This is a genomic window from Anabaena sp. FACHB-1391 (assembly GCF_014696755.1).
GTDB lineage: Bacteria > Cyanobacteriota > Cyanobacteriia > Cyanobacteriales > Nostocaceae > Dolichospermum > Dolichospermum planctonicum.
Window position 1 is genome coordinate 1 of sequence record NZ_JACJQS010000013.1, and the last position, 22,301, is coordinate 22,301.

19 protein-coding genes are annotated in these 22,301 nt (G+C 37.1%); 6 read left to right on the forward strand and 13 right to left on the reverse strand.

The window, feature by feature from the left end; all coding sequences use genetic code 11:
* Positions 1-592: 592 nt before the first annotated feature.
* Complete coding sequence (locus H6F62_RS08130) at positions 593-1,585, forward strand: folate-binding protein YgfZ (protein ID WP_137906939.1); 993 nt, start codon at positions 593-595, stop codon at positions 1,583-1,585.
* Positions 1,586-1,664: 79 nt separating this feature from the next.
* On the opposite strand, the gene H6F62_RS08135 is transcribed toward H6F62_RS08130, so the two are convergent.
* The 8 genes from H6F62_RS08135 to speY all read right to left on the reverse strand — a co-directional run bounded on the left by H6F62_RS08135 (position 1,665) and on the right by speY (position 12,103).
* Entirely contained in the window at positions 1,665-2,249 is a 585-nt protein-coding gene (locus H6F62_RS08135) for a DUF5331 domain-containing protein (RefSeq protein WP_190371782.1), read from the reverse strand.
* Between the two features lie 318 nt (positions 2,250-2,567).
* Positions 2,568-3,542, reverse strand: coding sequence for a cysteine synthase A (locus H6F62_RS08140; protein ID WP_137906941.1), 975 nt, complete (start codon positions 3,540-3,542; stop codon positions 2,568-2,570).
* A gap of 253 nt (positions 3,543-3,795) precedes the next feature.
* A complete protein-coding gene (locus H6F62_RS08145) occupies positions 3,796-4,383 on the reverse strand; it encodes a Crp/Fnr family transcriptional regulator (protein ID WP_137906942.1) in 588 nt (195 codons plus the stop codon).
* A gap of 107 nt (positions 4,384-4,490) precedes the next feature.
* A complete protein-coding gene (locus tag H6F62_RS08150; protein ID WP_190371783.1) occupies positions 4,491-6,347 on the reverse strand; it encodes an ABC transporter ATP-binding protein in 1,857 nt (618 codons plus the stop codon).
* 20 nt (positions 6,348-6,367) lie between these two features.
* Positions 6,368-8,548 carry a tetratricopeptide repeat protein gene (locus H6F62_RS08155; protein WP_137906944.1) on the reverse strand — a complete coding sequence of 727 codons (2,181 nt, stop codon included), beginning with the start codon at positions 8,546-8,548 and terminating at the stop codon, positions 6,368-6,370.
* A gap of 477 nt (positions 8,549-9,025) precedes the next feature.
* Positions 9,026-9,205 carry a ssl1498 family light-harvesting-like protein gene (locus H6F62_RS08160; protein WP_137906945.1) on the reverse strand — a complete coding sequence of 60 codons (180 nt, stop codon included), beginning with the start codon at positions 9,203-9,205 and terminating at the stop codon, positions 9,026-9,028.
* Positions 9,206-9,303: 98 nt separating this feature from the next.
* Positions 9,304-10,500, reverse strand: a complete 1,197-nt coding sequence (locus H6F62_RS08165) for an RNA-guided endonuclease TnpB family protein (protein WP_190371784.1) — start codon at positions 10,498-10,500, stop codon at positions 9,304-9,306.
* Between the two features lie 454 nt (positions 10,501-10,954).
* Positions 10,955-12,103 (reverse strand): deoxyhypusine synthase, encoded by a 1,149-nt coding sequence (gene speY / locus H6F62_RS08170; protein ID WP_190371785.1) that lies wholly within the window; start codon positions 12,101-12,103, stop codon positions 10,955-10,957.
* A gap of 182 nt (positions 12,104-12,285) precedes the next feature.
* Between speY and H6F62_RS08175 the strand changes: the two genes are divergently transcribed.
* From H6F62_RS08175 to cobO, 3 genes are all read left to right on the forward strand, one after another.
* Complete coding sequence (locus H6F62_RS08175; RefSeq protein ID WP_190371786.1) at positions 12,286-12,645, forward strand: DUF433 domain-containing protein; 360 nt, start codon at positions 12,286-12,288, stop codon at positions 12,643-12,645.
* On the forward strand, positions 12,639-12,995 hold the full coding sequence (locus tag H6F62_RS08180; protein WP_236097062.1) for a DUF433 domain-containing protein: 357 nt from the start codon (positions 12,639-12,641) through the stop codon (positions 12,993-12,995). The genes H6F62_RS08175 and H6F62_RS08180 overlap by 7 nt, the downstream gene beginning before the upstream one ends.
* A 108-nt stretch (positions 12,996-13,103) precedes the next feature.
* Entirely contained in the window at positions 13,104-13,781 is a 678-nt protein-coding gene (cobO, locus tag H6F62_RS08185; protein WP_137906948.1) for a cob(I)yrinic acid a,c-diamide adenosyltransferase, read from the forward strand.
* Between the two features lie 83 nt (positions 13,782-13,864).
* Here cobO and H6F62_RS08190 read toward each other — a convergent pair whose 3' ends face one another.
* The 4 genes from H6F62_RS08190 to H6F62_RS08205 all read right to left on the reverse strand — a co-directional run bounded on the left by H6F62_RS08190 (position 13,865) and on the right by H6F62_RS08205 (position 19,223).
* A complete protein-coding gene (locus H6F62_RS08190) occupies positions 13,865-14,572 on the reverse strand; it encodes a hypothetical protein (RefSeq protein ID WP_190371787.1) in 708 nt (235 codons plus the stop codon).
* A gap of 487 nt (positions 14,573-15,059) precedes the next feature.
* A complete protein-coding gene (locus H6F62_RS08195) occupies positions 15,060-16,043 on the reverse strand; it encodes an RNA polymerase sigma factor, RpoD/SigA family (RefSeq protein WP_137906950.1) in 984 nt (327 codons plus the stop codon).
* A gap of 574 nt (positions 16,044-16,617) precedes the next feature.
* Positions 16,618-18,348 (reverse strand): ATP-binding protein, encoded by a 1,731-nt coding sequence (locus tag H6F62_RS08200; protein WP_190371813.1) that lies wholly within the window; start codon positions 18,346-18,348, stop codon positions 16,618-16,620.
* A gap of 80 nt (positions 18,349-18,428) precedes the next feature.
* Entirely contained in the window at positions 18,429-19,223 is a 795-nt protein-coding gene (locus tag H6F62_RS08205; protein WP_137906951.1) for a glutathione S-transferase family protein, read from the reverse strand.
* Between the two features lie 494 nt (positions 19,224-19,717).
* On the opposite strand from H6F62_RS08205, the gene H6F62_RS08210 reads away from it, so the two are divergent.
* Positions 19,718-20,377, forward strand: a complete 660-nt coding sequence (locus H6F62_RS08210) for a fasciclin domain-containing protein (protein WP_228036507.1) — start codon at positions 19,718-19,720, stop codon at positions 20,375-20,377.
* Between the two features lie 271 nt (positions 20,378-20,648).
* Here the strand turns inward: H6F62_RS08210 and H6F62_RS08215 are convergent, their stop codons facing one another.
* Positions 20,649-21,200, reverse strand: a complete 552-nt coding sequence (locus H6F62_RS08215; protein ID WP_137906953.1) for a DUF892 family protein — start codon at positions 21,198-21,200, stop codon at positions 20,649-20,651.
* 353 nt (positions 21,201-21,553) lie between these two features.
* Here H6F62_RS08215 and H6F62_RS08220 point away from each other — a divergent pair, with 353 nt between their 5' ends.
* Entirely contained in the window at positions 21,554-22,234 is a 681-nt protein-coding gene (locus H6F62_RS08220; protein ID WP_137906954.1) for a HEAT repeat domain-containing protein, read from the forward strand.
* Positions 22,235-22,301 lie beyond the last annotated feature (67 nt).

Consider the following 22,301-nt stretch of genomic DNA (forward strand, 5'->3'; position numbering starts at 1 on the left):
TAATATCTAATTGCCATTCTGGAAGTTCTTGAAGGCGATAATCTAAATAATGTTGAGAAAATAAGGGTTTATTTGTGTTTTTTGTATTTGTCATGATTGGAAATCGAAAAAATATATAGATGGGGATATTTTATCCTAGATATAACCCGCCCAAAAATAAACTTCCGGGCTAATAACCAAAGTCCGTTAAAAAGGACTAGAAATTTCTTTTATTCGTCTAAATACGACTATCGCTATTAGAGTCAGAATTAAATTAATTTTGATAGCGCAGTTATTTTAATTAAGTCCTATACTCAATTATATCGCCTCCAATTCTAACACAAATTAACACAAATTAACACAAATTAACACAAATCCATGCTGGGCAACAAACAGGAAAAAAATCAAAGATATTTACAGCAATTTTCATTTATTTATGCCACAATCTAAATTAATCTACTTATTTGCGCCTTTGTGTCTTAGCGCGAAATTTTGATTAAAACGTGGTTCATTAACCTAAAAATGGCCGTAACTGCAACTTCTCTTGTTTGCGTCTGGATCATCTCTGGCTGAGACCAATTCATTTTTTTAACCAAACTAGACTGAGAAAATTATGTTAACATCTGCAATTAACAATCAAAATGCAAATCCTATCCAATTAATCAAAGAAGGTGTAGCTATAAGCGATCGCTCTCACTGGGGTCGTATCCGTGTTTCTGATGATGACAGATTACGCTTTTTACACAATCAAAGCACAAATAATTTTCAAGTCCTCAAACCCGGTCAGGGCTGCGATACTGTCATGGTGACATCTACAGCCCGGACGATTGATTTAGTCACTAGTTATGTATTAGATGATGCTGTTTTGCTCCTAGTTTCCCCTAACCGTCGTCAGCTAATCATGCAATGGTTAGATCGTTATATCTTCTTTGCAGATCAGGTCAAATTAACTGATATTACCGCAGAAACGGCAACTTTTACCCTGATGGGACCCCAAAGCCATGGTATTGTCGAAAAATTGGGAGCTGGTGATTTAATTGGTCAACCAGATGGTAATTTCATATCAATAGATGGAGTAATAGTTGCTGTTGGTAGCGGCTTGGCTACACCGGGATATACTCTAATTTTACCAGTCACAAAAAAAGAAATATTGTGGAATAAAATCCTGAGTTATGGTGCTGGAGAAGTAAGCGATCGCGCATGGGAAATGTTACGAATAGTACAAGGTCGTCCCGCTCCAGATGCCGAACTTACGGATGATTATAACCCCTTAGAAGTTGGTTTATGGCAGACAATTTCCTTTAACAAAGGTTGTTATATCGGCCAAGAAACCATTGCCAGATTGAATACATACAAAGGTGTAAAACAATACCTTTGGGGTATTCATCTCCATGGTGCGGCTGAACCAGAAACAATCATCACCATTGGTGATGAAAAAGTAGGTAAACTCACCAGCTATACAACCACCCCGGATGGTCATTTTGGACTAGGTTACATCAGAAGTAAAGCTGGTGGAGTCGGTTTAAAAGTGCAAATTGGGGAAACAGAGGGAGAAATAGTGGCTATTCCCTTTGTTTCTCACGAATATCCCTTGAATAACGGGTAATTAACCAACTTAATCCTAAATTCTCCATAGCAAGCTACACAGAATCATCAATGAATTAATCCTGATATTTTATACAGCTTCATCCATTTCCTCTACCCCGACAAAATTCATCTATCCAAGAAGGTAAACTACTGCTAGGATGAGACGTAGTAAAGAGAATATTTTGGCTGGGAATTTTGGAGATTTCAGTAGCTATTTGTTCCCTTTCCACGGGAACAGGTAGCCTAACTAAAGAATGATCATAAACTGGCGTGGCCACTGCAACCACTGAAACACCCGTATTCATTTTCAATAACACTTGTTTGCGTTCTTTAGCTACAGATAAATCTGTCAATGGGATACGAATAGGAGAGGTACTAACAATCTCATTTTTCGCTGTAGAACGCTGAGATTTCAAGCTATTTAATTCCTGTTCAGGATTGAAGTGTAAACCTAAAGCCGCAATTATTTGATCAGGATTATTATTTAAATCCAAAATAAAAGGCAGGATTTTTTTTAACTCTGATTCTAAAATAGATAAAGTGGCGATTATGTAACCCGAAGAAGGACGACGTATACCATCATAATCTTTCCAAATTCGCATTTTAACTAGCCAAGAACGATTTTGTTCATAATAACTCAGCCACTTAATTTTTAATGATTGACGTAGATGCTCAATATCCATTTATTCCCTCCTTTCTAATTTGCACCTGACAGAATTTATATATTTTCAGTAATTTTTATCCGTTCTATAAAACTTACCCAAAATTACCAGAGTCTATAGGACTTAGCCCTGAAGAATGTTCCCATAGCCTCTCAAACATAAGACTAAAATCCTGACTACGATCTCATATATTAAGCTGTTATGCAGCTAAATTGTACAATCCTAATCTGGCTAAATCTTCTGGTGCGGGCATCCTGCCCGCTATAATTATACAAGTTAAATGCAGTACAGATGATGCCAGTTGCGTAGTAATTCCGCCATTATGCAGCGCTAAAAATCTTAATTAATCATCAGTCCTTTACTTGCTAACCATTCACTATTAAATATGCGTGATTGATAGCGAGAACCACTATCACACAAGATAGTAACAATAGTATGTCCAGGTCCTAATTGTTTGGCTAAAGCCACAGCCGCAGCCACATTAATCCCTGTTGAACCACCCATTAATAAACCATCTTTTTTTAATAGTTGATAAACGACACGCAAGGCCTCTAAATCATCAATTTGGATAGCATCATCAATAGGCGCGCCTTCCATATTAGCTGTAATTCTGCTATTACCAATACCTTCAGTAATGGAATTACCTTCTATTTTGATTTCCCCGGTTTTGATATAACTGTATAGTCCACTACCCAAAGGGTCAGCAACCACACATTTAACGCCGGGATTTTGCTCTTTTAAGTACATAGCCACACCTGCATAAGTACCACCCGTACCAGTCGCCGCTACCCAGCCGTCTATTTTACCATCTGTCTGTTGCCAAATCTCTCTACCTGTGGTTTGATAATGGGCAAGACGATTAGCTAAATTGTCAAACTGATTAGCCCATAAGGCGTTTTCCATTTCTGCTGCAATTCTCCCAGATAGTTTGACGTAATTATGAGGATCTTTGTAAGGTACAGCAGGAACAGGACGAACTTCCGCACCCAAGGTAGTTAAAGCATCTATTTTTTCTTGAGATTGGGTGTTGGGAATAATAATCAAACATTTGTAACCCTTGACATTGCAGATATGCGCCAGTCCAATTCCCGTATTTCCCGCAGTCCCTTCGACTACTGTACCACCAGGTTTGAGCAGTCCTTTTTTTTCCGCATCTTCGATGATGTAAAGCGCAGCCCGATCTTTTACAGAACCACCAGGGTTTAGAAATTCCGCTTTGGCTAAGATATCACAACCTGTTTCTTCACTAAAACTGTTTAAGCGAATTAGTGGTGTGTTCCCAATTGTACCGACAAATCCATTTTTGGTATCCATATTGAATTTACTTGATTTCTTCCCAATTAAATTTTGACATTGATTGAGTGAGAGTTGGGGAAATAGAGTTTTTGATTTTATATAGGACTTCAGCAGGTGTCACAAAAAACTATATTTTTATATTTTTTTGTCTGTAGTCCGGGCTTTAACCCTGAGCATATTCCCCAAGTTACCCGCAAACACTTAGGAGATCATCCTATTTGTGTAAGTCCTTTCATACTGCAATCTCTAGTATTTGGGTAGATTCATCATTTTATATTTCATAATACCAAATATCTTCTTGTTTCACTATAATCCGGTGCTGAGAAAGTCTATTAATTAGTCCTTCCTGTTCTAATTGTCCTAATATACGAGTGATGGTTACACGAGTGGAATTGATCAGTATTGCTAAGTCTTCATGAGTTAAAGGCATATCAATTAATCTTCCTGCTTGTACTTCTGAACCAAATTTTTTTGATAACCATGCTAATAATCGTATCAACATGGTTTCTACTTTTTTGTGACTGCGAATTACCATTAATTCTTCCGCTTTTTGAATGTGATTAAGCAAAGTATTTGTCAGTTGCGTCCAATCCTCTACAGGTATAATAATCGCTTCTACCTTGCTTAAACACTCTATCTGATAAGGTTTCATTGTTGATAGCATTTCCCCAACTAGATCCCCCGGCCCCCATAATCCTAAAGCTACTGTCGTTCCATCTTCTAAATAAGTATAAGTTATGACAAATCCTGCTTCTATTTGCCATAAAGCATTCTTTTTACTCGGCAATAAAGATCGCCTGGTAAAATGTTGTTGGCTATTGTGAGTAGCTGTTTGCGCTAGACTTGTGTATAATGACATCAGTATCTATATTACTTTTCTCCGATACAGTAACCGTATTATAGATAGATCTGGTAATAAAAAGCTATTGTCTAGAAATTTCTATAATTTCTATTTAATTGTTCCATTTAATTGTGCCGGTTTCTCACCCGTGCAGGACTACCTGTAGGAATTGCAGCAATTAATTTTTGCGTGTATTCTTCTTTTGGTTCAAGATAAATACTTTCAGATGTACCTGATTCTACAATTTTCCCTTGATTCATGACTAAAATGCGATCGCTCAAAAATTTCACTACACTTAAATCATGGGAAATAAAGATATAAGTGAGTTGAAAATCTTCTTGTAATTCTTTCAATAAGTTTAAAACCTGCGCTTGTACAGAAACGTCTAAAGCTGAAACTGACTCATCACAAATAATAAACTTAGGATTCAAAGCTAAAGCGCGGGCAATACAAACCCGTTGACGTTGACCACCGGAAAATTGATGAGGATATTTTTTCATATCATCCGCACTTAAACCCACCCTTACCAAAAGTTCCACTACCCTAGCTTGTTGCTGTTGTTTTGACTTACCCACACCATGAATTAACAGCGGTTCTATAATCGCTTCCCCAATTTTTATCCGGGGGTTGAGGGAACTAAAAGGATTTTGGAAAATAATTTGCATTTCCCGTCGTAAGTGCTGCAAAGTTTTCCCAGTTGAATGGGTAATATCTTGTCCATCAAATAATATTTTACCGCTCATGGGTTCGATTAGTCGCAGCAAGGTTCTACCCAAAGTAGTTTTACCACAACCCGATTCTCCCACCAATCCCAAGGTTTCTCCAGGAAAAACATCAAAGGAAACCCCATTTACAGCTTTATGGTAGCGTTTTGTTTCTCCAAATACTCCCCGCACAGGGAAACCTACCTCTAAGTTCCGCACGGTTAATAGCGGTTGTTTGGCACTAATATTTGCCAGTCTTTCCTGAAATTCTTTCTTAGTAATTTCCGCTGGTTTAACTGGTTCTTTAGCCTTAATTGTGACTTCTCCCCACTCATTTTTGACTACACTCATGTAGTCAGAAACAGTTAGGAGTTTGCGGGGACGATGGTTAAGGCTGGGACGACAAGCTACAAGTCCTTTAGTATAAGGATGTTGGGGGTGATTAAAAATTTGTGCGGCTGCTCCATATTCGACTATTTTACCTTGATACATTACCGCTACTTGGTCAGTAATTTCCGAAATTAATCCCAAGTCATGACTAATAAAAATCATAGCCATATTGCGACTTTTTTGTAATTCAGACAACAATTCTAAAATTGTTGCTTGTACAGTCACATCTAAAGCTGTAGTTGGTTCATCCGCAACTAACACAGAAGGATTACAAGAAATTGCCATAGCAATCATAACCCGTTGTAACTGCCCCCCTGACAATTGATGAGGGTAGCGATCTAGCATTGCTTCTTTATGCTGCTTTATTAATTGTGCTAATTTAAAACTGTCCAGTGCAGATAAATCATAATTAAGATACTGTTGTTGAATTTGCTCATCACTAGGTAAGAGTTTAACCTCTTGTAAACCAGCGATCGCAATTGCTTTGGCTTGAATTGCATTCACATTTTGATGACGCATAATTGCCTCTTGCAATTGAAACCCAATAGTATAAACTGGATTTAAAGAACTCATTGGTTCTTGAAAAATCATAGCAATATCACCACCTCGATAAAGCTGCATTTCTTGAGGTGGTAAAGCTAATAAATCCAGCGGTTGGCCATTGGTTGGAGAAAACCAAATTTCCCCCCCACTAGCTTTACCCGGATATGACAACAAACCCATAATTGCTAAAGCTGTCACTGACTTTCCACTTCCCGACTCTCCCACTATACCTAGAGTCTCACCCTGATGTAACCGAAAGCTAATACCATCTACGGCTTTAACCTTCCTGCTATCACTAATAAATTCAACTTGTAGATTACGAACCTCTAGCACTATTTCTTTCATATTATCAATTACCAAAAAATTTACAATTTACCTAAAATATCAGCTAATAAATATCCCGGAAGTTTAGACAAAGCTAAATTTTGTCCTTGAATGCCTAACTCATTATGGAAAGTCCGAATTATTTTAATAATGTGGTTGATGGTTATTTGATAATTTTCTGTTTGTTTACTAAATCCATTTAGGGCTTGTAAATGATTTTCTAAAGCAACTTCTAAATGTCGAGAAAGCATTTTTTTATCTCCATTAAAACCCACATTGGTAACTAAATAATAATTAGCTATTCCCAAAGTATTATGTGTCAACCACAAATCAAAACTTAAATTTATATTAGTTAATGAGTGAGCAGTATTCACAGCTTCTTCATAAGAATTAATACATAACTTAATAAATTTTTGTTGATCTTCCTTTGTTGTTGTCCGCTGATTTGCTAGATGCCAGTAAGCGATACCGAGATTATTTTGAGTAGCAGCATAAGCATGGGGTGAATTTGTTGATGTTCGATATTTTAGCACTTCAGTGTAAATCTGAATCGCTAATTGGAGATTTTCCGTTGGTTGTTCATATTGAGAAAGATTCCAATAAGCCGTACCAATGTTATTTTGAATCATCCCATATTTTAGGGGTTCATCTGTCGGTTGATAGTGAACAACGGCTAATTTATAAGCAGCGATCGCTTTTTTAATATGTTCTACAGGCCGATTATACTGCCCTAAATGCCAGTAAGCTGTACCTAAGTTATTCTGACAAGCAGCATATTTTAAAGGTTCTATTTCCTCCTGTCGGTAACGAAGTGCTTCATGGTAAGCCATAACCGCCAAATTCCAGTTTTCCACTGGTTCAGAAAACCTGGCCAAATCACCATAAGCCGCTCCCAAGTTATTTTGGATACGAGCATAAGTTTCTGGTTGAGTATCACCCGTAATTAGCTTCAGTGCTAATTTATAAAAATCTATACCTTGCTGAATATAAATTTTCGCTTCTTCTGAATTATCACGGATGCGGTGCAACATCCAATAAAGTGTCCCCAAATCATTCAAAATATCTGGAATTTGTGGAGAACTTTCATCATAGGTAACCGCTTCCTGATAAGCGAGAATTGCTATCATTAAGTTTTGGAGAGTTGCTTGTCCTTGCTCAATGCGCGAGCGATATAAATTACCCAAACTTTGATAAGCAATAGCGAAGCACTCACCAGGAATTGCTAACTCATTTCCCCTGGCATTTTCAATGTGTAATTGCTCAATTTCCCATAATATTTGTTGTGTTTGTCCGCTATCATCAGTATTTAGTGTTTCTTTGATTAATCCATGTAATTCCTGATTAATATGAGATAAAGAAGCAAAACTTTGCTCAGTGGTTATTTCAGAAGCTTGAGCAGGAGATTTTTCAGGTATTTGTGTTAGTAAATTTTCGTTTTTAGTTGCAGATAAATCTGGTTGATTTGTTTGTCTGATGTCTTTATAAATTTCCTCTTCATCAACAAATAAATCCTGCAAATTTTCCCCATCTAAACGGACAGAATCTGCGAAATCCTCTGCATAAACTCTATTATCTACAGTTGGTGTCGGTTCTCCGGCAAATATAAATACACCAGTTCGACAATGCCAAAATTTGGGTGCTGATTGCTGAATTGCCGATAACCAAGGACGAGAAACCCAAAATAACAAACTGGATTCTAAAAAACTACTCGATTCCTGACCCGATAGATATGCTTCACTTAGTCTGAGATAATTCAAGAATAACCGTTGTACTGCTACTGGTTCTTTAGTCAGCATTTCTACCCCCACAATCTGAAATCCTGGGGTTGGTAAAGGACGGCCAGAATTATTTTTTGAACCTCCCACAATGGGGGGTGGATAATTAACTAACCATTGATTTATTTGCGCTATGGGATTGGGATCACTGACATTTAATCGCCAAGTGACTAATCTTGGATAAGCTTGAGTGCTAAACTCTTCTCTATTCTCTTGCTGATAGAGGATATTTCCCACTGGATAAGCTAAGAGTGAGTGTAAACGCGCTGCTATGCGATTTCTTAACTTTAAATCGTCACATATAGCAAATAGAATTTGTCTACGCAAACCCAGGCTCAGGGACAGCTTTAGGCGTTGATAGACTTGCTGATTCTTAATATTTTTTGTGTGTAGAGTTTCATTCACGCTTCTATGTATTTGGCTTTGAGCCCTTTTTTCTGTATACATCCTGACTGAATAAATTCATTGAATATTAATGTCACATCTGACGATGTTGATTTTCACCAAGGACAGCAAGTATCTTCTTGCGGGTAATGTTAGCTAATGCCTCCGGCACGCTACCGGGAATGTCAATGTTTAAGATCCGTAAATATGCAAAGGATACCGATTTAACCCTAACAAGCCTGTCTAATCGTCTGGTTCTAGAGTAGAGAACCAGCTTCTTATCCTACTCCCTCGTAGGTCTTTAACTCTGGTCTTTAACCTAGTCAGTCAATCAGATGTGGGCGATTTTCCCCGCCTTTAGGTCTGGGGTTTCTAACTGAGATATTTTCTTTTTCAGGATTAATTAAGGTTTTCCGGCTAGATCGAAGTTTAAAAAATATAACTATACTTGCTATCGTTCCATCTTAACAAAAAATCAGGCTCTTTGTGAAAGCAAGAACCTGAGATCAAGAAAAGTTAAAATTTATAAAAGTTCTACAATCAACCGACATTGGAAACAGTAAAGGCCACAAAAACTACTCCCCCAACTAAAAGCGCCGCCGCAATTCCTAAGATAATATAATTACGCTTTTGAGCGTTCGTTGGCGGTTCCGCTTGATAAACCTTGGGTTCTTTGGGGAAATTATTAAGACGGCCGCCTTCTTCCGTTGTATAGGGCATAAAGTTATTCCTTGTTATCTTCTTTTACTTAATGTTACACAAATTTGACATTACTCTCTTGACGCTCCCTGCCCTATAGAGGGACGGGGATTCTTGTTTCAACGAGCAACCTTACCCAAACTTGTTACCAAGTCTGGGTAGAGGGTCGTCTCTCCACAAGCGTTAAAAGTTCCGGTGCGCCCCACCGTACTTAGATCATAGCCAGTTTGTTTTAGTGCTTTTGCTAGTATATTTATTGCAGCATTGTGGTCACGGTCAAGAATACACCCACATTTACAAACATGAGTTCTAACTGAAAGTGATTTTTTAACTATTTCTCCACAACTAGAACAATTTTGAGAAGTATATTGAGGTGCAACTGGTACAACCACACGCCCATAAACTTTACCAAAATATTCTAACCATTGAGTAAACAATGACCAACCAGCATCACTAATTGACTTGGCTAATTTGCTATTTTTAACCATATTTTTCACTTGCAGTTTTTCAAACGCCACTAAATCGTTAGATCTAACTACGCACAATGCTGTTTTCACAGCAAAGTCTTGACGTTGACGTGATACTTGCAAGTGTTTTCTACCAAGACGGTTAATAGCTTTTTTACGATTATTAGAACCTTTATTTTTACGACTAACTTTTTTTTGTAATCGTTTTAAAGATTTTTCTGATTTCCGCAAATATCTAGGATTATCAATTTTATCCCCTTGAGAATCAGTGTAGAAACTGTTAAGACCAACATCTAAACCAACGATTTTACCTGTGGCATTGATGTCAATATTCCGTTCTGCATCTACACAAAACTGGATATAGTAACCGTCAGAACGTTTAACTATTCTGATTCTTTTGATTTGCTTAATCTGGTAAAAATGTAAATCCCAAGTTCCAATTAATTTCAACTGACCAATACCACATTTGTCTATGAAAGTAATGTGCTTACAGTCATCTAAAAGTTTCCATCCACCGGTTTTATATTCAACTGAACGGTTATTTTTTTGAAATCTGGGATAACCCTTTTTACCTGGAACTTTTGCCTTACAATTATCAAAAAATCTTTTAATTGCAAAAGCAGTTCTCTCGGCTGCACTCTGTCTAGCCATTGAGTTTAATTTATCAGCAAAATCAAATTCATTAGCTAGTACCGCAGTGTATTTATTTAGGTCGTAGGGTTTAACATTTTGATTGTCCATCCAAAAGCGCAAACACTTATTACGGATGAACTGAGTTATCCGTATAGCCTCATCAATTTTTTGATATTGCTGCTTTGTGCCTTTGGCTTTAAATTCAAAAACAATCATCTTTTATTCCCAATCCCGACCTATTTTGAGTATAATATACTTTAGGGAATTAGTCAATACCTAATGGTAAAAATGAAACTACCCTCTCTCACGATTAAGCTGCGATATCCCTTGGAGGGTGTTTAATTTTTACCCGCCTTACATCCCCACCCTGTAGAGGGATGGGGTATTACGGCGTTTTCTGATAAAAGTAGATAAATAGTTAAATAAGTTAAATGATTTAAAATTTCTGTCTCAGGACTTACGCAAAAAGAACTGAAAGTAGGGGTAATTCATGAATTACCCCTACGCAAGAATAAGGTGTTCAGCCACATCTTACGTAAGTTCTATGTCTATGATTTTCGATATTTGACCCACTAATAGACATCTGGAGGTAAAGGGACAATTCATAAATTTCCCCCGCCGGGTTTTTATGTCCCGGACATTTAATTTTCCCCAGATGTCTAGTAAAACTTTAACCTTTAATTAGTGTACCGCACGGATAAGTAGCCGTTTTTTGCTGACTAATCTCACTCACAGGCTGATCCTTAGCCGCTAAATAATCTTTTTGCAATGTATCTAATAAAGTTTGACGTTCATCATACAACCGCTTCAAGGAACGAGGTAGACATTGATTTAAGACATAAGCTGTCACCAAAGGTAAAGCAATTGTACTATCAGTATAACAAACAATGGCACTAGGTAATTCATCGGGATCAATTTTACCCCAACTCACAGCTTCAGCAGGAGTCGCCCCAGATAAACCACCAGTATCAGGACGTGCATCAGTAAACTGAACAAAGAAATCATGTCCCCGTTCTTCCAAACCTAACACCTCGTGTATTTGCGGTTGTGTTTGTAATAAAAAGTTTTTAGGACTACCACCACCAATAATTACCGCCGCACTTGTACCATCATTTTCTCGCGCTCCATAAACAATTGCTGCGGTTTCATTGACATCAATAGCCGGATCTATTACTAGCTTTGAACCTTCTAAAGCCAAAGCGGCCACATTCATACCGATAGAACTATCACCGGGAGAAGAAGTATAAATAGGTACACTATACTCATAAGCCGTCGCCAATAAACAGGAATTTTTCACCCCCAATTGCTGTTCTATTTCCCACACGCACTTACCCAGTAAATAATGAAATTCCGCCGTTCCCATCCGCTTTTGGAAAGGTTCGGCTTGGAGAACTTTACGGATAAAAGCGTCAGTTTCTAGCAGTACATCGTAACCAAAAATTATATCATAAATTCTGATTGTCCCTTCTTCCCGCAATTTGACATCATCTAAAAAAGGACTACCAGCAAATAGTTCAAAACCCAAACCATAATGCATATCATGATAAAGATTCGCACCCGTGCAAATCATCCAGTCAATAAAACCATTGCGAATTAAGGGCGCAAGAGCAGAAACCCCAAAACCTGCCGGTGTCATAGCCCCAGACAGGCTAACTCCTACGGTGACACCCTCTTGAAACACTTCCTTAGTCAGCAGTTGACAGGCTTCCCGCAACCGGGCTGAGTTGTAGGCGGTAAAATAGGTATCAATCAAGTCAACCACGCTAACATTGTTAGATATGGGAGTAGGTGCAATTTTCTTACCTTGTTTTTGTGACATTTTTGAGGAATCCTGAATACTAAATATGCCGAATATAATGTTATCGTATTTGTACGGAAGTTCCTAAAATGTTATTTAGCGATATGAGTTAGGGACAATCCTTAATGGTATACCGAAGGATTAATGCAGTTTTGTATTTCTATTATTTGCTATTATTAAAGACAACTAACTGGTTATTAATTATGGCACAAGCTTTAGTGAGTCTCTCTGAGGAAATTCCATCCCAACCCCCACCATTGGAATTTACCACTGATGGTGTGATTAGGATAGGTAAAACTCGTATAACACTCGATACGGTAATTGCTGTTTTTAAACAAGGAACAACAGCAGAAGAAATTGCTTATCGTTATCCATCCCTTAAACTTGCTGATATTTATGCTACCATTGCCTTCTATCTCAATCATCAACAAGAAGTGGAAGTCTATTTACAACAAAGACAGCAACAAGCACAGGAAATTCGTAAAATAAATGAGGCCAGATTTGACCCCCAAGGGTTGCGTGATAGATTGCTGACGCGGAAAGCAGAACAAGAAGTATGTTGAAACTGCTTGCTGATGAGAATTTTGATAATACTATTGTGAGCGGATTGTTACGACGTAACCCAAATATTGATATTTCTACTTTAATTGTTAGCACACCAGATACTTGTGGTGGTTGTCCGCGAATTGCTGATACTCGCATTACTGTTCAGTATATTGTCAATGAAATTAAATCTGGTATGACCCCAGAAGAAATTATTGAAGATAAGCCTTATTTGACAATTGCAGGTATTTACACGGCGTTGGCTTATTATTATGCTAATAAGGAATCACTAAATATTGAATTTACTCAATATCAAGAAGAATGTCAACGACTCGAAGCAGAATATAAAACAAATTATTTCAGATCGTAGCTAACAGAATTTATGTGATTTCTAGTCTATCATAACTAATGAATTTGTCAAAACACAAAAATTATACTTCATGCTCTTAGTCTTAACAGTTATTTATCAACAGGGTTTATGAAAAGCGACACACCAGAAGAATTAAATCCAGATCCAGAAATTTCCCGTTTAATTGATGAGGTAATATCATCCTCACAAACTGATGAAAAATACCGTCAAAAAATGCAGCGACGGAAAGAAATTCAAGACCAAAGAATAGCTAAAGCCATACCCGAAAAAGGCTTAATTATCGTCAATACTGGTCATGGAAAAGGTAAAACTACAGCGGCTTTAGGAATGGTTTTGAGATCCCTTGGTCATGGACATAAAGTAGCCATAGTTCAATTTATTAAAGGGGCGTGGGAACCAGCAGAAAAACGCGCTTTTAGCCATTGGGAAAACCAACTAGAATTTCATGCAATGGGAGAAGGCTTTACATGGGAAACTCAAGATCGTGATCGGGATTTGGATAAAGCGGCTGCTGCTTGGGAAAAATCCTTAGAATTTATCAAAAATCCCGATTTTAAATTAGTGCTTTTAGATGAAATTAATATTGCTTTGAAAATGGGTTATTTACAAGTTGAACAAGTATTAGCAGGTTTAGCTCAAAAACCACCGGAAAAGCACGTAATTCTCACGGGAAGAGGCGCACCACCCGCATTAATTGAAAAGGCTGACTTAGTCACTGAAATGACATTAATTAAACATCCTTTTAAGGATCAAGGTGTAAAGGCACAAGCAGGAATTGAGTATTAAGAATTAATACCGTAATTTGTATTGGTGATAGATATTTGATGATATTAAATAATTAAATAATATATCTATCACCGATTTATTAATTACCTAAAACCATCGCTTCCCTGTTGACATATCTGTAAAATTTCCCTATCATTAGAACTTACATAACTCAACCGATGATAGTCTTTTAAAGTTACTGAATAAGGATAAGTTGTGAACTCATTTTCATTAATTTTAGGGATTGTACCTGTTGTCGCTACCCCTATTGTCCCGACTTCCCCAGGTAAAGTTCTCACCATCATAGCTAATTTTCCTGACTTAGCCAAACTACCCTGAAAACAAGTAAATTCAGATTGGGGAACATACAAAGCACCAATGATTTGATTTTGGCGTTTTTGAAAAACAATGTAACCCTCTTCTGATTTTCCATACAGATAAATACCATCTTGTTCTGGAAATTGGAGTTTTTCTTTTCTCCCTGATTTTATTGTATTTGTGGATAATTTTGTCGTATTTTTCCTGAATTTATTAGCAGATAATTGATAGGAATTAGCAGAATTATAAACTTGAGATTTTTCGGCTTTCTCCTGTTTTATTTCCCCAAGTCGTGATCTAATCAAATGTCCAGAATTAATCTCATTTTGATGATTATGTGATATATAATTAGTAGACAAAGTTACTGATGATAGTAGTTTTTGATGTTGTTGACTAGAATAAACAATACCTAAAACACCAACGGAAATAATCAAGCCAGTCAGGGGAAATTTTAGTTGGCTGGAAGTAATGAGTTTGGAAATATGATTAAGCATACGATTTCTCCTGTAACAAACTTAACCGTTGTTTTTTCGCCTCTTGGAATAATAACTAAATACTAATGATTAAAGATTCCCTCGAAAGTTTCATCTATATATTTTGACTTTAAATCATCAAAAAATCGCTATTTATAGAATTTTCGGGGATAATCTCAAATAATCATTATTTAATGAATTTACGCTTACTTTCATTAATTCATCCACTAGGGGGATGTAAAATTGAGCGAGATTTGAGACCTTTTTACTTTGTCATTGTCATTGTCTGTTTTTCAGTGATCAATAATACGTTTTATTTTTTTTATGACCATTTGAGAACAAATTATCCAAACATCTTGTGATCAAACCTTCTTCATTCCTTAACTTCTCAATAAATACAAGGACTAATTCACATATTGCCCGCAATACAAAAAAAATTACCCCCTGAGTTCAGGAGGCATATATCCAATTAGGATGATTGAAAACACGCTCTTGCGCGTTCATATTTCTAACTAGCAACGTATTCCTTAACATTAGCGCGGCGACGACGTAAATGTGCGAGGGCTTGATGCTCCAATTGACGCACTCGTTCCCGACTGAGGTTTAACCGTTCTCCAACTTTCGCTAAAGACATTTCATTTCCGTCTTCTAAACCAAAGCGTAAAGCTACAACTTGACGCTGTTGGAGTGTGAGTTCAGCCAGCAGGTTATTCAAGTCCTGACGGAGAAATTCCTGGGTGGTATAATACTCAGGGGAAGGACCATCATCTTCCAACATTTCTTGTAACTCAGTATCTTGGTTATCACCAACACGCACATCTAAAGAAACTGGTTGACGCGCCATATTCAGATATTCACGAATTTGAGCGGGTTCTAACTCCAATTCTTGAGCAATTTCGACTGGTGTTGGCGACCTTCCTAGTTTTTGCGCCAATTCCCGCTGAACTTTTTTAATTTTGTTCAATTTCTCAGTAATATGAATTGGTAAACGGATAGTCCGACCTTGTTGGGCGATCGCCCTGGTAATTGCTTGACGAATCCACCAGTAAGCATAGGTTGAGAACTTATAACCTCGTGTAGGATCAAATTTTTCTACACCTCGTTCTAACCCCAAAGTCCCTTCCTGAATTAAATCCAGAAATTCCATATTTCGCTTTTGATATTTTTTCGCAATAGCTACAACCAAGCGCAAATTGGCTTCAATCATTTTTTGCTTGGCTCGTCTACCTTGTACCATGAGATGATTTAATTCTGTTTCTGAATGGTTAACATGGGCAGCCCATTCTGCTAAACTGGGTTCATGATCAATTTCCTTGCGTAAAGCTTCCTTAGCTTCTAGTATTACCATCATTTGCTGTACTTGCTTACCGTAAACAATTTCCTGTTCACGGCTTAACAAAGGTACACGGCCAATTTCCCGTAGATAAGTCCGCACCATATCAGCCGTAAATTTAGCATTGATATTTTCTGTATGATTTTTAACGGTAGACATTGTTGTTTTTATCCTCTACTTTTTAAACATAATCAATATTTTTTTCAACCAAGGTAATTCCGGTAATTTTTAAGCTGACAACCTCACAATCTGATAATATATTCTGACAATATATATTACTGCTGATGGCAAGTTACCATTATTCATTACATTGATCAAGATATTACCAGGGCGTTACTATTGCAAGTAAGATTACAGATATTCCCACCTCCCCTTAATTTTGGACTCTTAGCAAGACATTTGTTTGGTCAGTTTCAAAAATTCTTCTTTTTTTATCTAGTATTTGTCTGAAAAAACAGAATCACTATGTGTCTACTTTCGTATCATATTCCCACCAAGAGCGTCAATGGTAAAGTTCACGAATAATAAATTTTGCAGTTACTCTAAGTCAAAATGTTGATGACAATTTTACCTTAACTTTCAAAAATTATGTGGCATATCCATGGTGACGCAAAAACCTCCCTTCAAGTTGCTTTCAAGTGGCCGGATAACCGAACTTGATTTATTTAGATTATGCAGGGATTTTATGAAGTTATCCGTTGTCCGTTGTCCGTTGTCCGCTGTTAATTTAACACTAAAAGCCTAAATCTGCTTTAGCTAATTCAGCAGCAGTGAATACTTCTTCATCTGACTTTTCTTCCCAAGCCATATCCCCAATTTCAGCGTAAAATGTGGTATCATAGGGACGGGTACGCACAACCACCGGCATAGGAACAGCGTGACCTAAAATCAAAGCCTGTTGTTTAGAGTCTAACTTAGCTAAGACCGAACGTAAACCCCCCCCACCGGATACACCCGTAAAAATAGCATCAATATCTTTCTCATCATTGAGCAAAGCCGTAATGCGAGTACCTATCTGGGACATAACTTCATTATCTATCCCTGATGGACGTTGATCAACTACCAAAAGTGTGACAAAATACTTCCGCAGTTCTCTAGCAATAGTTCCAAAAATCGTACTTTGGACAACTCCTGGGTCAAGAAAGCGGTGTGCTTCCTCTATTGTAATCATTAATGGTGTCGGCCGATCTAAAGGATTTTTACTTTGGAGAAATTTATCAGCTTTTCTGACATAATGCTCATGTATCCGTCTAGTGATCATATTTGTCACTAACATATATGAAAGCATATTTGACTGCGAACCAAATTCAATAACTACGTTTTTTCCCGCTTCTAAAGATTGAACTATATTTTTAACATAATTTTGCGGACAAGCACTACGCATATATTTTAAACTATCTAAACGTAATAGTTTACGCTGTAACGCCATAATTGAGCCTTTGTGTCCTCTTTTTTCTTCACAAAACATCTCAATATCTTCATTACTCATATTCAGCAATTGAATAATCCAAGATTTACCCAACTCGCTAAATAGAATATTAGCATTATCCAATGCCGCTTCTGAAAGTCCTAACTCACGATTACATAATTTAATATCTTCAACTTCTACCTGTTCATAACTAAGGTAGAGTTCTTGAGCGTCCCTAACACCTCGGCGTTTAGTCGAGTCTGGATCAAGGGTGTAAACTTCCACTTTTCCAGGAAATAACTGTTTTAAACCCTTCACAGTATTAACGTTTTTCCCTTCTGCGACTGCTTCCCAACCATATTCCGAGTGCATATCAAAAATCAAATTAACAGCCGCATTTTTACGAATCACACCAGCTAAAATTAAACGAGTGAGAAAAGATTTACCAGTACCAGATTTACCAAAAATACCATTACTCCGTTCCACAAAGCGATTCAAATCAATACAAATCGGCACATCCATATCTAATGGTTTACCGATAGAAAAGTTTTTACGTTGAGGATCATCTTCCCAACCAAAGACCTTACGAAAGTCGTCTTCGGTTGCTTCGTAAACTTGGCTAAAGTGACTAGGAATAGTTTTAACAGGTAATAATTCCATCGTCGTACTGGTTTGAGGTTGAAAGGATGCTAAACCCGTAAGCGATGGTATAAAAGAATTAGGGGATTTACCATTGGTGGAAAAAAAAGGTTCTTGAGATTCGGGGGTAAACATCAACATTGGTGCTAAGTTGATCATTCCATAAGTACCGCTACCGGCTAATACCTCGCGCAAAAAACTATCTTCCCAATTGGGAGGACTAGCAATAATGCGGTCATTTGCAGTTCCTAAAGATACATCTGTTAGGAGACAGAAAAAACGAGAGCGCACCCCCTCTACCACGAGAAATTTACCTACCCGCATATCTTCTACGGAAATATCTGGGTGTAATCTTACTTCTAACCCTCCGGTCAGAGAACCTTCAATAACTGAACCTAATGGCTGTCCCCAATTCATGTTAATTTTATTACTTATCCGTTTTGACATACCTCCTCTTCCTTTCATGAGAGAGGATTCCCTAACGCTTTACCAATTCCTTAATCAATGTTAATGTTTGTAGGTGCATTTCCCCCCGGTGGTGTAATTCCTGGTAATGGCTTTCTAAATTGTGAGTAAATGCGATCGCGCCAGGCGAAAAATGCTTCATAATCGGGATTATCAGCTATACTAGACAATCCTTTCCCTCTGAGAGATACTGGTAAATCTAAGTAAGCACCTTCAGGAAACTTTAAAAGCATTGACAAACTAGCTACTGCTAAATCTGCTAAAGTTGGCTCATCACCTGTTAAATAGGGACTATCTGCCAATAATTGGGTAATAATTTCCAAATCTTGTTTTAACCCAATAATAGCCGCATTTACCGCATCCGTTGTCAAACCCACCCCAAAACCTAGTACAGATAGAAAATCACCAGGAACACCTTCGACCAAATTTCTGAGAATATCTGGGGTTGAAACTGGTAACAAGGCCTTACGGAAATTTTGGTCTTGACTAATAGCTGCAAAAAATGCCTTTCTCCCCTTAACACCTATTGACTCATCTGCCCAATCCTCCAATAATAAAGTCAAAGCCCGTTTTTTGGGTTCTGTTGGTATCAGCGGACTATCTGGGTATGTTGAGTCTAAATACTTAGCGATTTCCGTAGAATCGAAAATATATCTATTGCCATCTTTTAACACTGGTAATTGTTTTTGTCCAGTCAGTCTAAATAATTCCAGTTGTCCAATTCCCGGTGCAACTTCGATTTTGCGGTACTCTAACCCCTTATAATCAAGGATGAGACGGACTTTTTCGGAAAATTGAGATAGTTCCCACTGATATAGTTCTAGCATACCGTATATTTTCCAACTCGTTTGGTTATCAACTTGATAATTATATCTTGAGTTTTGAGAATTTTTCCTATTAATTAATATTTTTTTGCTTGATTCGCTGTCACTAAAGTTGAAAAATATTCAGCTTTTTCTGTGAACAGCTACCGCTAATTATATCATATCTTCTTGATTAATGAGATATTTTTCAGAAAAATACCCTTCAATTACAAATACAGGACTTATCTCTACATCTTGATAAGTCCCAAAATATTCAGAAATTGACTATGATCAATCCCAAAGGCTGGGTTTTTTTTATAACATAAGTTGATCGAATTTTTTAAAATCACATTTGCAGATAAATTGTATTTTCTAGTTGGCAAAACATTATAAGTCTTGATATAACTTGTAAGCAGTCAAGACAAAAAAAATTTATGAAGAGCAATTACGGCAAATTCGGCAAATTCAGCAAATTCAGCAAATTCAAATTATTAGCATTAGCCAAAATCCTTGGTATCATGGGATTAACCAGCACTAGTCTTTTGATGAGTATAGCATCTGAAGCAAAAGAAGTGCGTAATACCAAACCAAGTATTTTCAATGAACCGCTTTATAACCGTGGTAAACAACCAAGTGTTACCATACCTGTCACAAAACCCACCCAGCCAGCAACTGAAATTCCCACTGTTAAACCCACCCAGCCAGCAACTGAAATTCCCACTGTTAAACCCACCCCAACAACACCCATAACAGAAATCAAAGAAACCAGGAACTTAATAGTGTTAGCGAACGCCAATGGCTCATTTAAAACCCTCATTAAAGCCTTAACAGCAGCGGGACTCACTGACACTTTACAAGGAGATGGTCCTTTTACTATTTTTGCTCCTACAGATGCAGCATTTGCGAAACTACCACAAGATGCAGTACGAGATTTGTTAAAGCCAGAAAATAAAGAAATATTGCTACAGGTTTTAACCTATCACGTAGTATCCGGTAAAGTACTCTCCAGTGATTTGAAATCTGGAGAATTGAAGAGCTTACAAGGAGATCCTATTACTGTTAAAGTTGATACTAATGGAGTACAGGTAAATGACGCAAAGGTAACTAAAGCAGATATCCAAGGTAGCAACGGCGTTATTCATCAAATTGATACTTTGATTCTCCCTCCCAGTATATAGATTTTTGGATTTTTGGCGTTGCTGATTTGATGTATGAAAATGATTTTTGATCATACCTAAACCCTTGCAGAAACGTTCCATGGAACATATCTACACTTAAATTCATACTTGCTTTGAGAAACGCCAGATTTTTGTTATTTAATTTGTGAAAATCTCAAGGTTAAAATTCCCAATTGATCTAAAAAAAAGAGGATTTTACTTAACAGCAAAACCCAGGTTAAATATTATATATAATATCTAACCTGGGTTGTTTCAAAACCTAGTAATCAGACTAACGAGCTTTAGCGTTAGACTTTACTTCCGGTGTTTTTACTTCTTGAAGTAACTGCATTATCAATTGATCAAGCTTTTGCGCTACCTGTTCCTCTTGGTGTAAGTTTTGCTCTAACAATTCGACAACTTGATTTTGTCCCATTTGTTCCGCAACTTTAATCAAACGACGATAACAAGAAATTTCCATTTGTTCAATCTTGCTATGCCATTCTGCCAGTCCTAAGTCTACAATTTTGGGATTATCGGCTGCTAAAAGTGTAAATTTCTGACATTCACTAATTAAACCAGACGCAACATCACAGGTAATTCGTTGTGGTTTTTCTCCTAAAATATTTAACACCTGTTCTAAGTTTTTAATGTGCTGTTCAGTTTCTTGAATATGTGGCTCAATTACCGTCTTCAACTTATTATTTTGACAACATTGCCACATCATTTGCTGGGCTTCTAAGAAGCGATTTTCAGCATCAAACATGGTGTTTATCTCATAGATAAACTTCTGTTGCAAATTGGTGATTTTATTTGTAATTGGACGCTCGCTAAGTTGAACCATGATTATTCTCCTGATGAGATGAAACTAAACTGCATTTACCAGCCGTTTGATTAACTCTACTTCTACTTTCATTTATTCTCTTCTAACTAAAGACACAGTATAGGTCTGAAATATAATTTGGTTATTTAAATTATTTAAACTATCAGATCAAACTTGGGGAATAGGTCTATAATTTGTGTGATTAATTTGATCATTATTAATCAAGTTTTGCAAATATTTCCATATTTTAAAATACAAAGTAGAGTGCAAAAAGTAAGTGTAATCACTAAAATCACCAAAATCACCAAAATCACGGTTTAAACTTCCCCAATTGCGTTAAAGTAAAGATAAATTAAGAAAATGCTGTCAAAAAAATGGCTACTCTAAGTTTAGAATTAATTTCGACTCAGTTAGAAAGTCCCAATTTGCGCGATCGCATGATAGCTCTCGCTAGTTTACGTCATGTATCCGCTGATGATGCTGTACCTTTGATTAAAAAGGTTTTAGATGATGATTCCCTGCAAATGCGTTCCATGGCCATTTTTGCTCTAGGTATCAAAAAAACACCAGAGTGTTATTCTATTCTGGTGAAAATCCTGGAAACAGATCCAGATTATGGTATCCGTGCTGATGCGGCTGGAGCTTTAGGATATCTTGAAGATAACAGAGCCGTGGAGGTCTTATCACGAGCATTTTATGAAGATACAGATTGGTTAGTTAGGTTTAGTGCGGCTGTAGCTTTAGGTAATATTAAAGACCCCCGCGCCCATGATATTCTCATCCAGGCTCTAAATAGTACAGAAATAGTCATTCAACAAGCTGCTATTTCTGCTTTGGGAGAAATCCGAGATGTAGATTCTGTAACACATATTCTCCGTTTTGCTCAATCAGAAGATTGGTTAGTGCGTCAACGTCTCGCTGAAGCTTTAGGAAATTTACCCACACCTCAAAGTGTCTCAGCTTTAAAATATCTAGCAAAAGATAGTCATCACAACGTTGCTGAAGCGGCCAGGATTTCTCTGCAACAACTTGAGAAAACCAACAACCTGAGTTGAAATTAAAGTCTCTTCCTAGTTTTTAATAATAAAAGAGATTGTTAAAATTATGATGCGGGGTAACTTT

Coding starts and splice junctions, on each gene's coding strand:
- H6F62_RS08160 (WP_137906945.1), bottom strand. CDS start 9,205: ATGCCCTATACAACGGAAGAAGGCGGCCGTCTTAATAATTTCCCCAAA.
- speY (WP_190371785.1), bottom strand. CDS start 12,103: ATGTCACAAAAACAAGGTAAGAAAATTGCACCTACTCCCATATCTAAC.
- H6F62_RS08215 (WP_137906953.1), bottom strand. CDS start 21,200: ATGGTTCAACTTAGCGAGCGTCCAATTACAAATAAAATCACCAATTTG.
- H6F62_RS08155 (WP_137906944.1), bottom strand. CDS start 8,548: ATGTATACAGAAAAAAGGGCTCAAAGCCAAATACATAGAAGCGTGAAT.
- H6F62_RS08210 (WP_228036507.1), top strand. CDS start 19,718: ATGGGATTAACCAGCACTAGTCTTTTGATGAGTATAGCATCTGAAGCA.
- H6F62_RS08195 (WP_137906950.1), bottom strand. CDS start 16,043: ATGTCTACCGTTAAAAATCATACAGAAAATATCAATGCTAAATTTACG.
- cobO (WP_137906948.1), top strand. CDS start 13,104: ATGAAAAGCGACACACCAGAAGAATTAAATCCAGATCCAGAAATTTCC.
- H6F62_RS08200 (WP_190371813.1), bottom strand. CDS start 18,348: ATGAATTGGGGACAGCCATTAGGTTCAGTTATTGAAGGTTCTCTGACC.
- H6F62_RS08205 (WP_137906951.1), bottom strand. CDS start 19,223: ATGCTAGAACTATATCAGTGGGAACTATCTCAATTTTCCGAAAAAGTC.
- H6F62_RS08140 (WP_137906941.1), bottom strand. CDS start 3,542: ATGGATACCAAAAATGGATTTGTCGGTACAATTGGGAACACACCACTA.
- H6F62_RS08130 (WP_137906939.1), top strand. CDS start 593: ATGTTAACATCTGCAATTAACAATCAAAATGCAAATCCTATCCAATTA.
- H6F62_RS08175 (WP_190371786.1), top strand. CDS start 12,286: ATGGCACAAGCTTTAGTGAGTCTCTCTGAGGAAATTCCATCCCAACCC.
- H6F62_RS08220 (WP_137906954.1), top strand. CDS start 21,554: ATGGCTACTCTAAGTTTAGAATTAATTTCGACTCAGTTAGAAAGTCCC.
- H6F62_RS08145 (WP_137906942.1), bottom strand. CDS start 4,383: ATGTCATTATACACAAGTCTAGCGCAAACAGCTACTCACAATAGCCAA.
- H6F62_RS08190 (WP_190371787.1), bottom strand. CDS start 14,572: ATGCTTAATCATATTTCCAAACTCATTACTTCCAGCCAACTAAAATTT.
- H6F62_RS08180 (WP_236097062.1), top strand. CDS start 12,639: ATGTTGAAACTGCTTGCTGATGAGAATTTTGATAATACTATTGTGAGC.
- H6F62_RS08150 (WP_190371783.1), bottom strand. CDS start 6,347: ATGAAAGAAATAGTGCTAGAGGTTCGTAATCTACAAGTTGAATTTATT.
- H6F62_RS08165 (WP_190371784.1), bottom strand. CDS start 10,500: ATGATTGTTTTTGAATTTAAAGCCAAAGGCACAAAGCAGCAATATCAA.
- H6F62_RS08135 (WP_190371782.1), bottom strand. CDS start 2,249: ATGGATATTGAGCATCTACGTCAATCATTAAAAATTAAGTGGCTGAGT.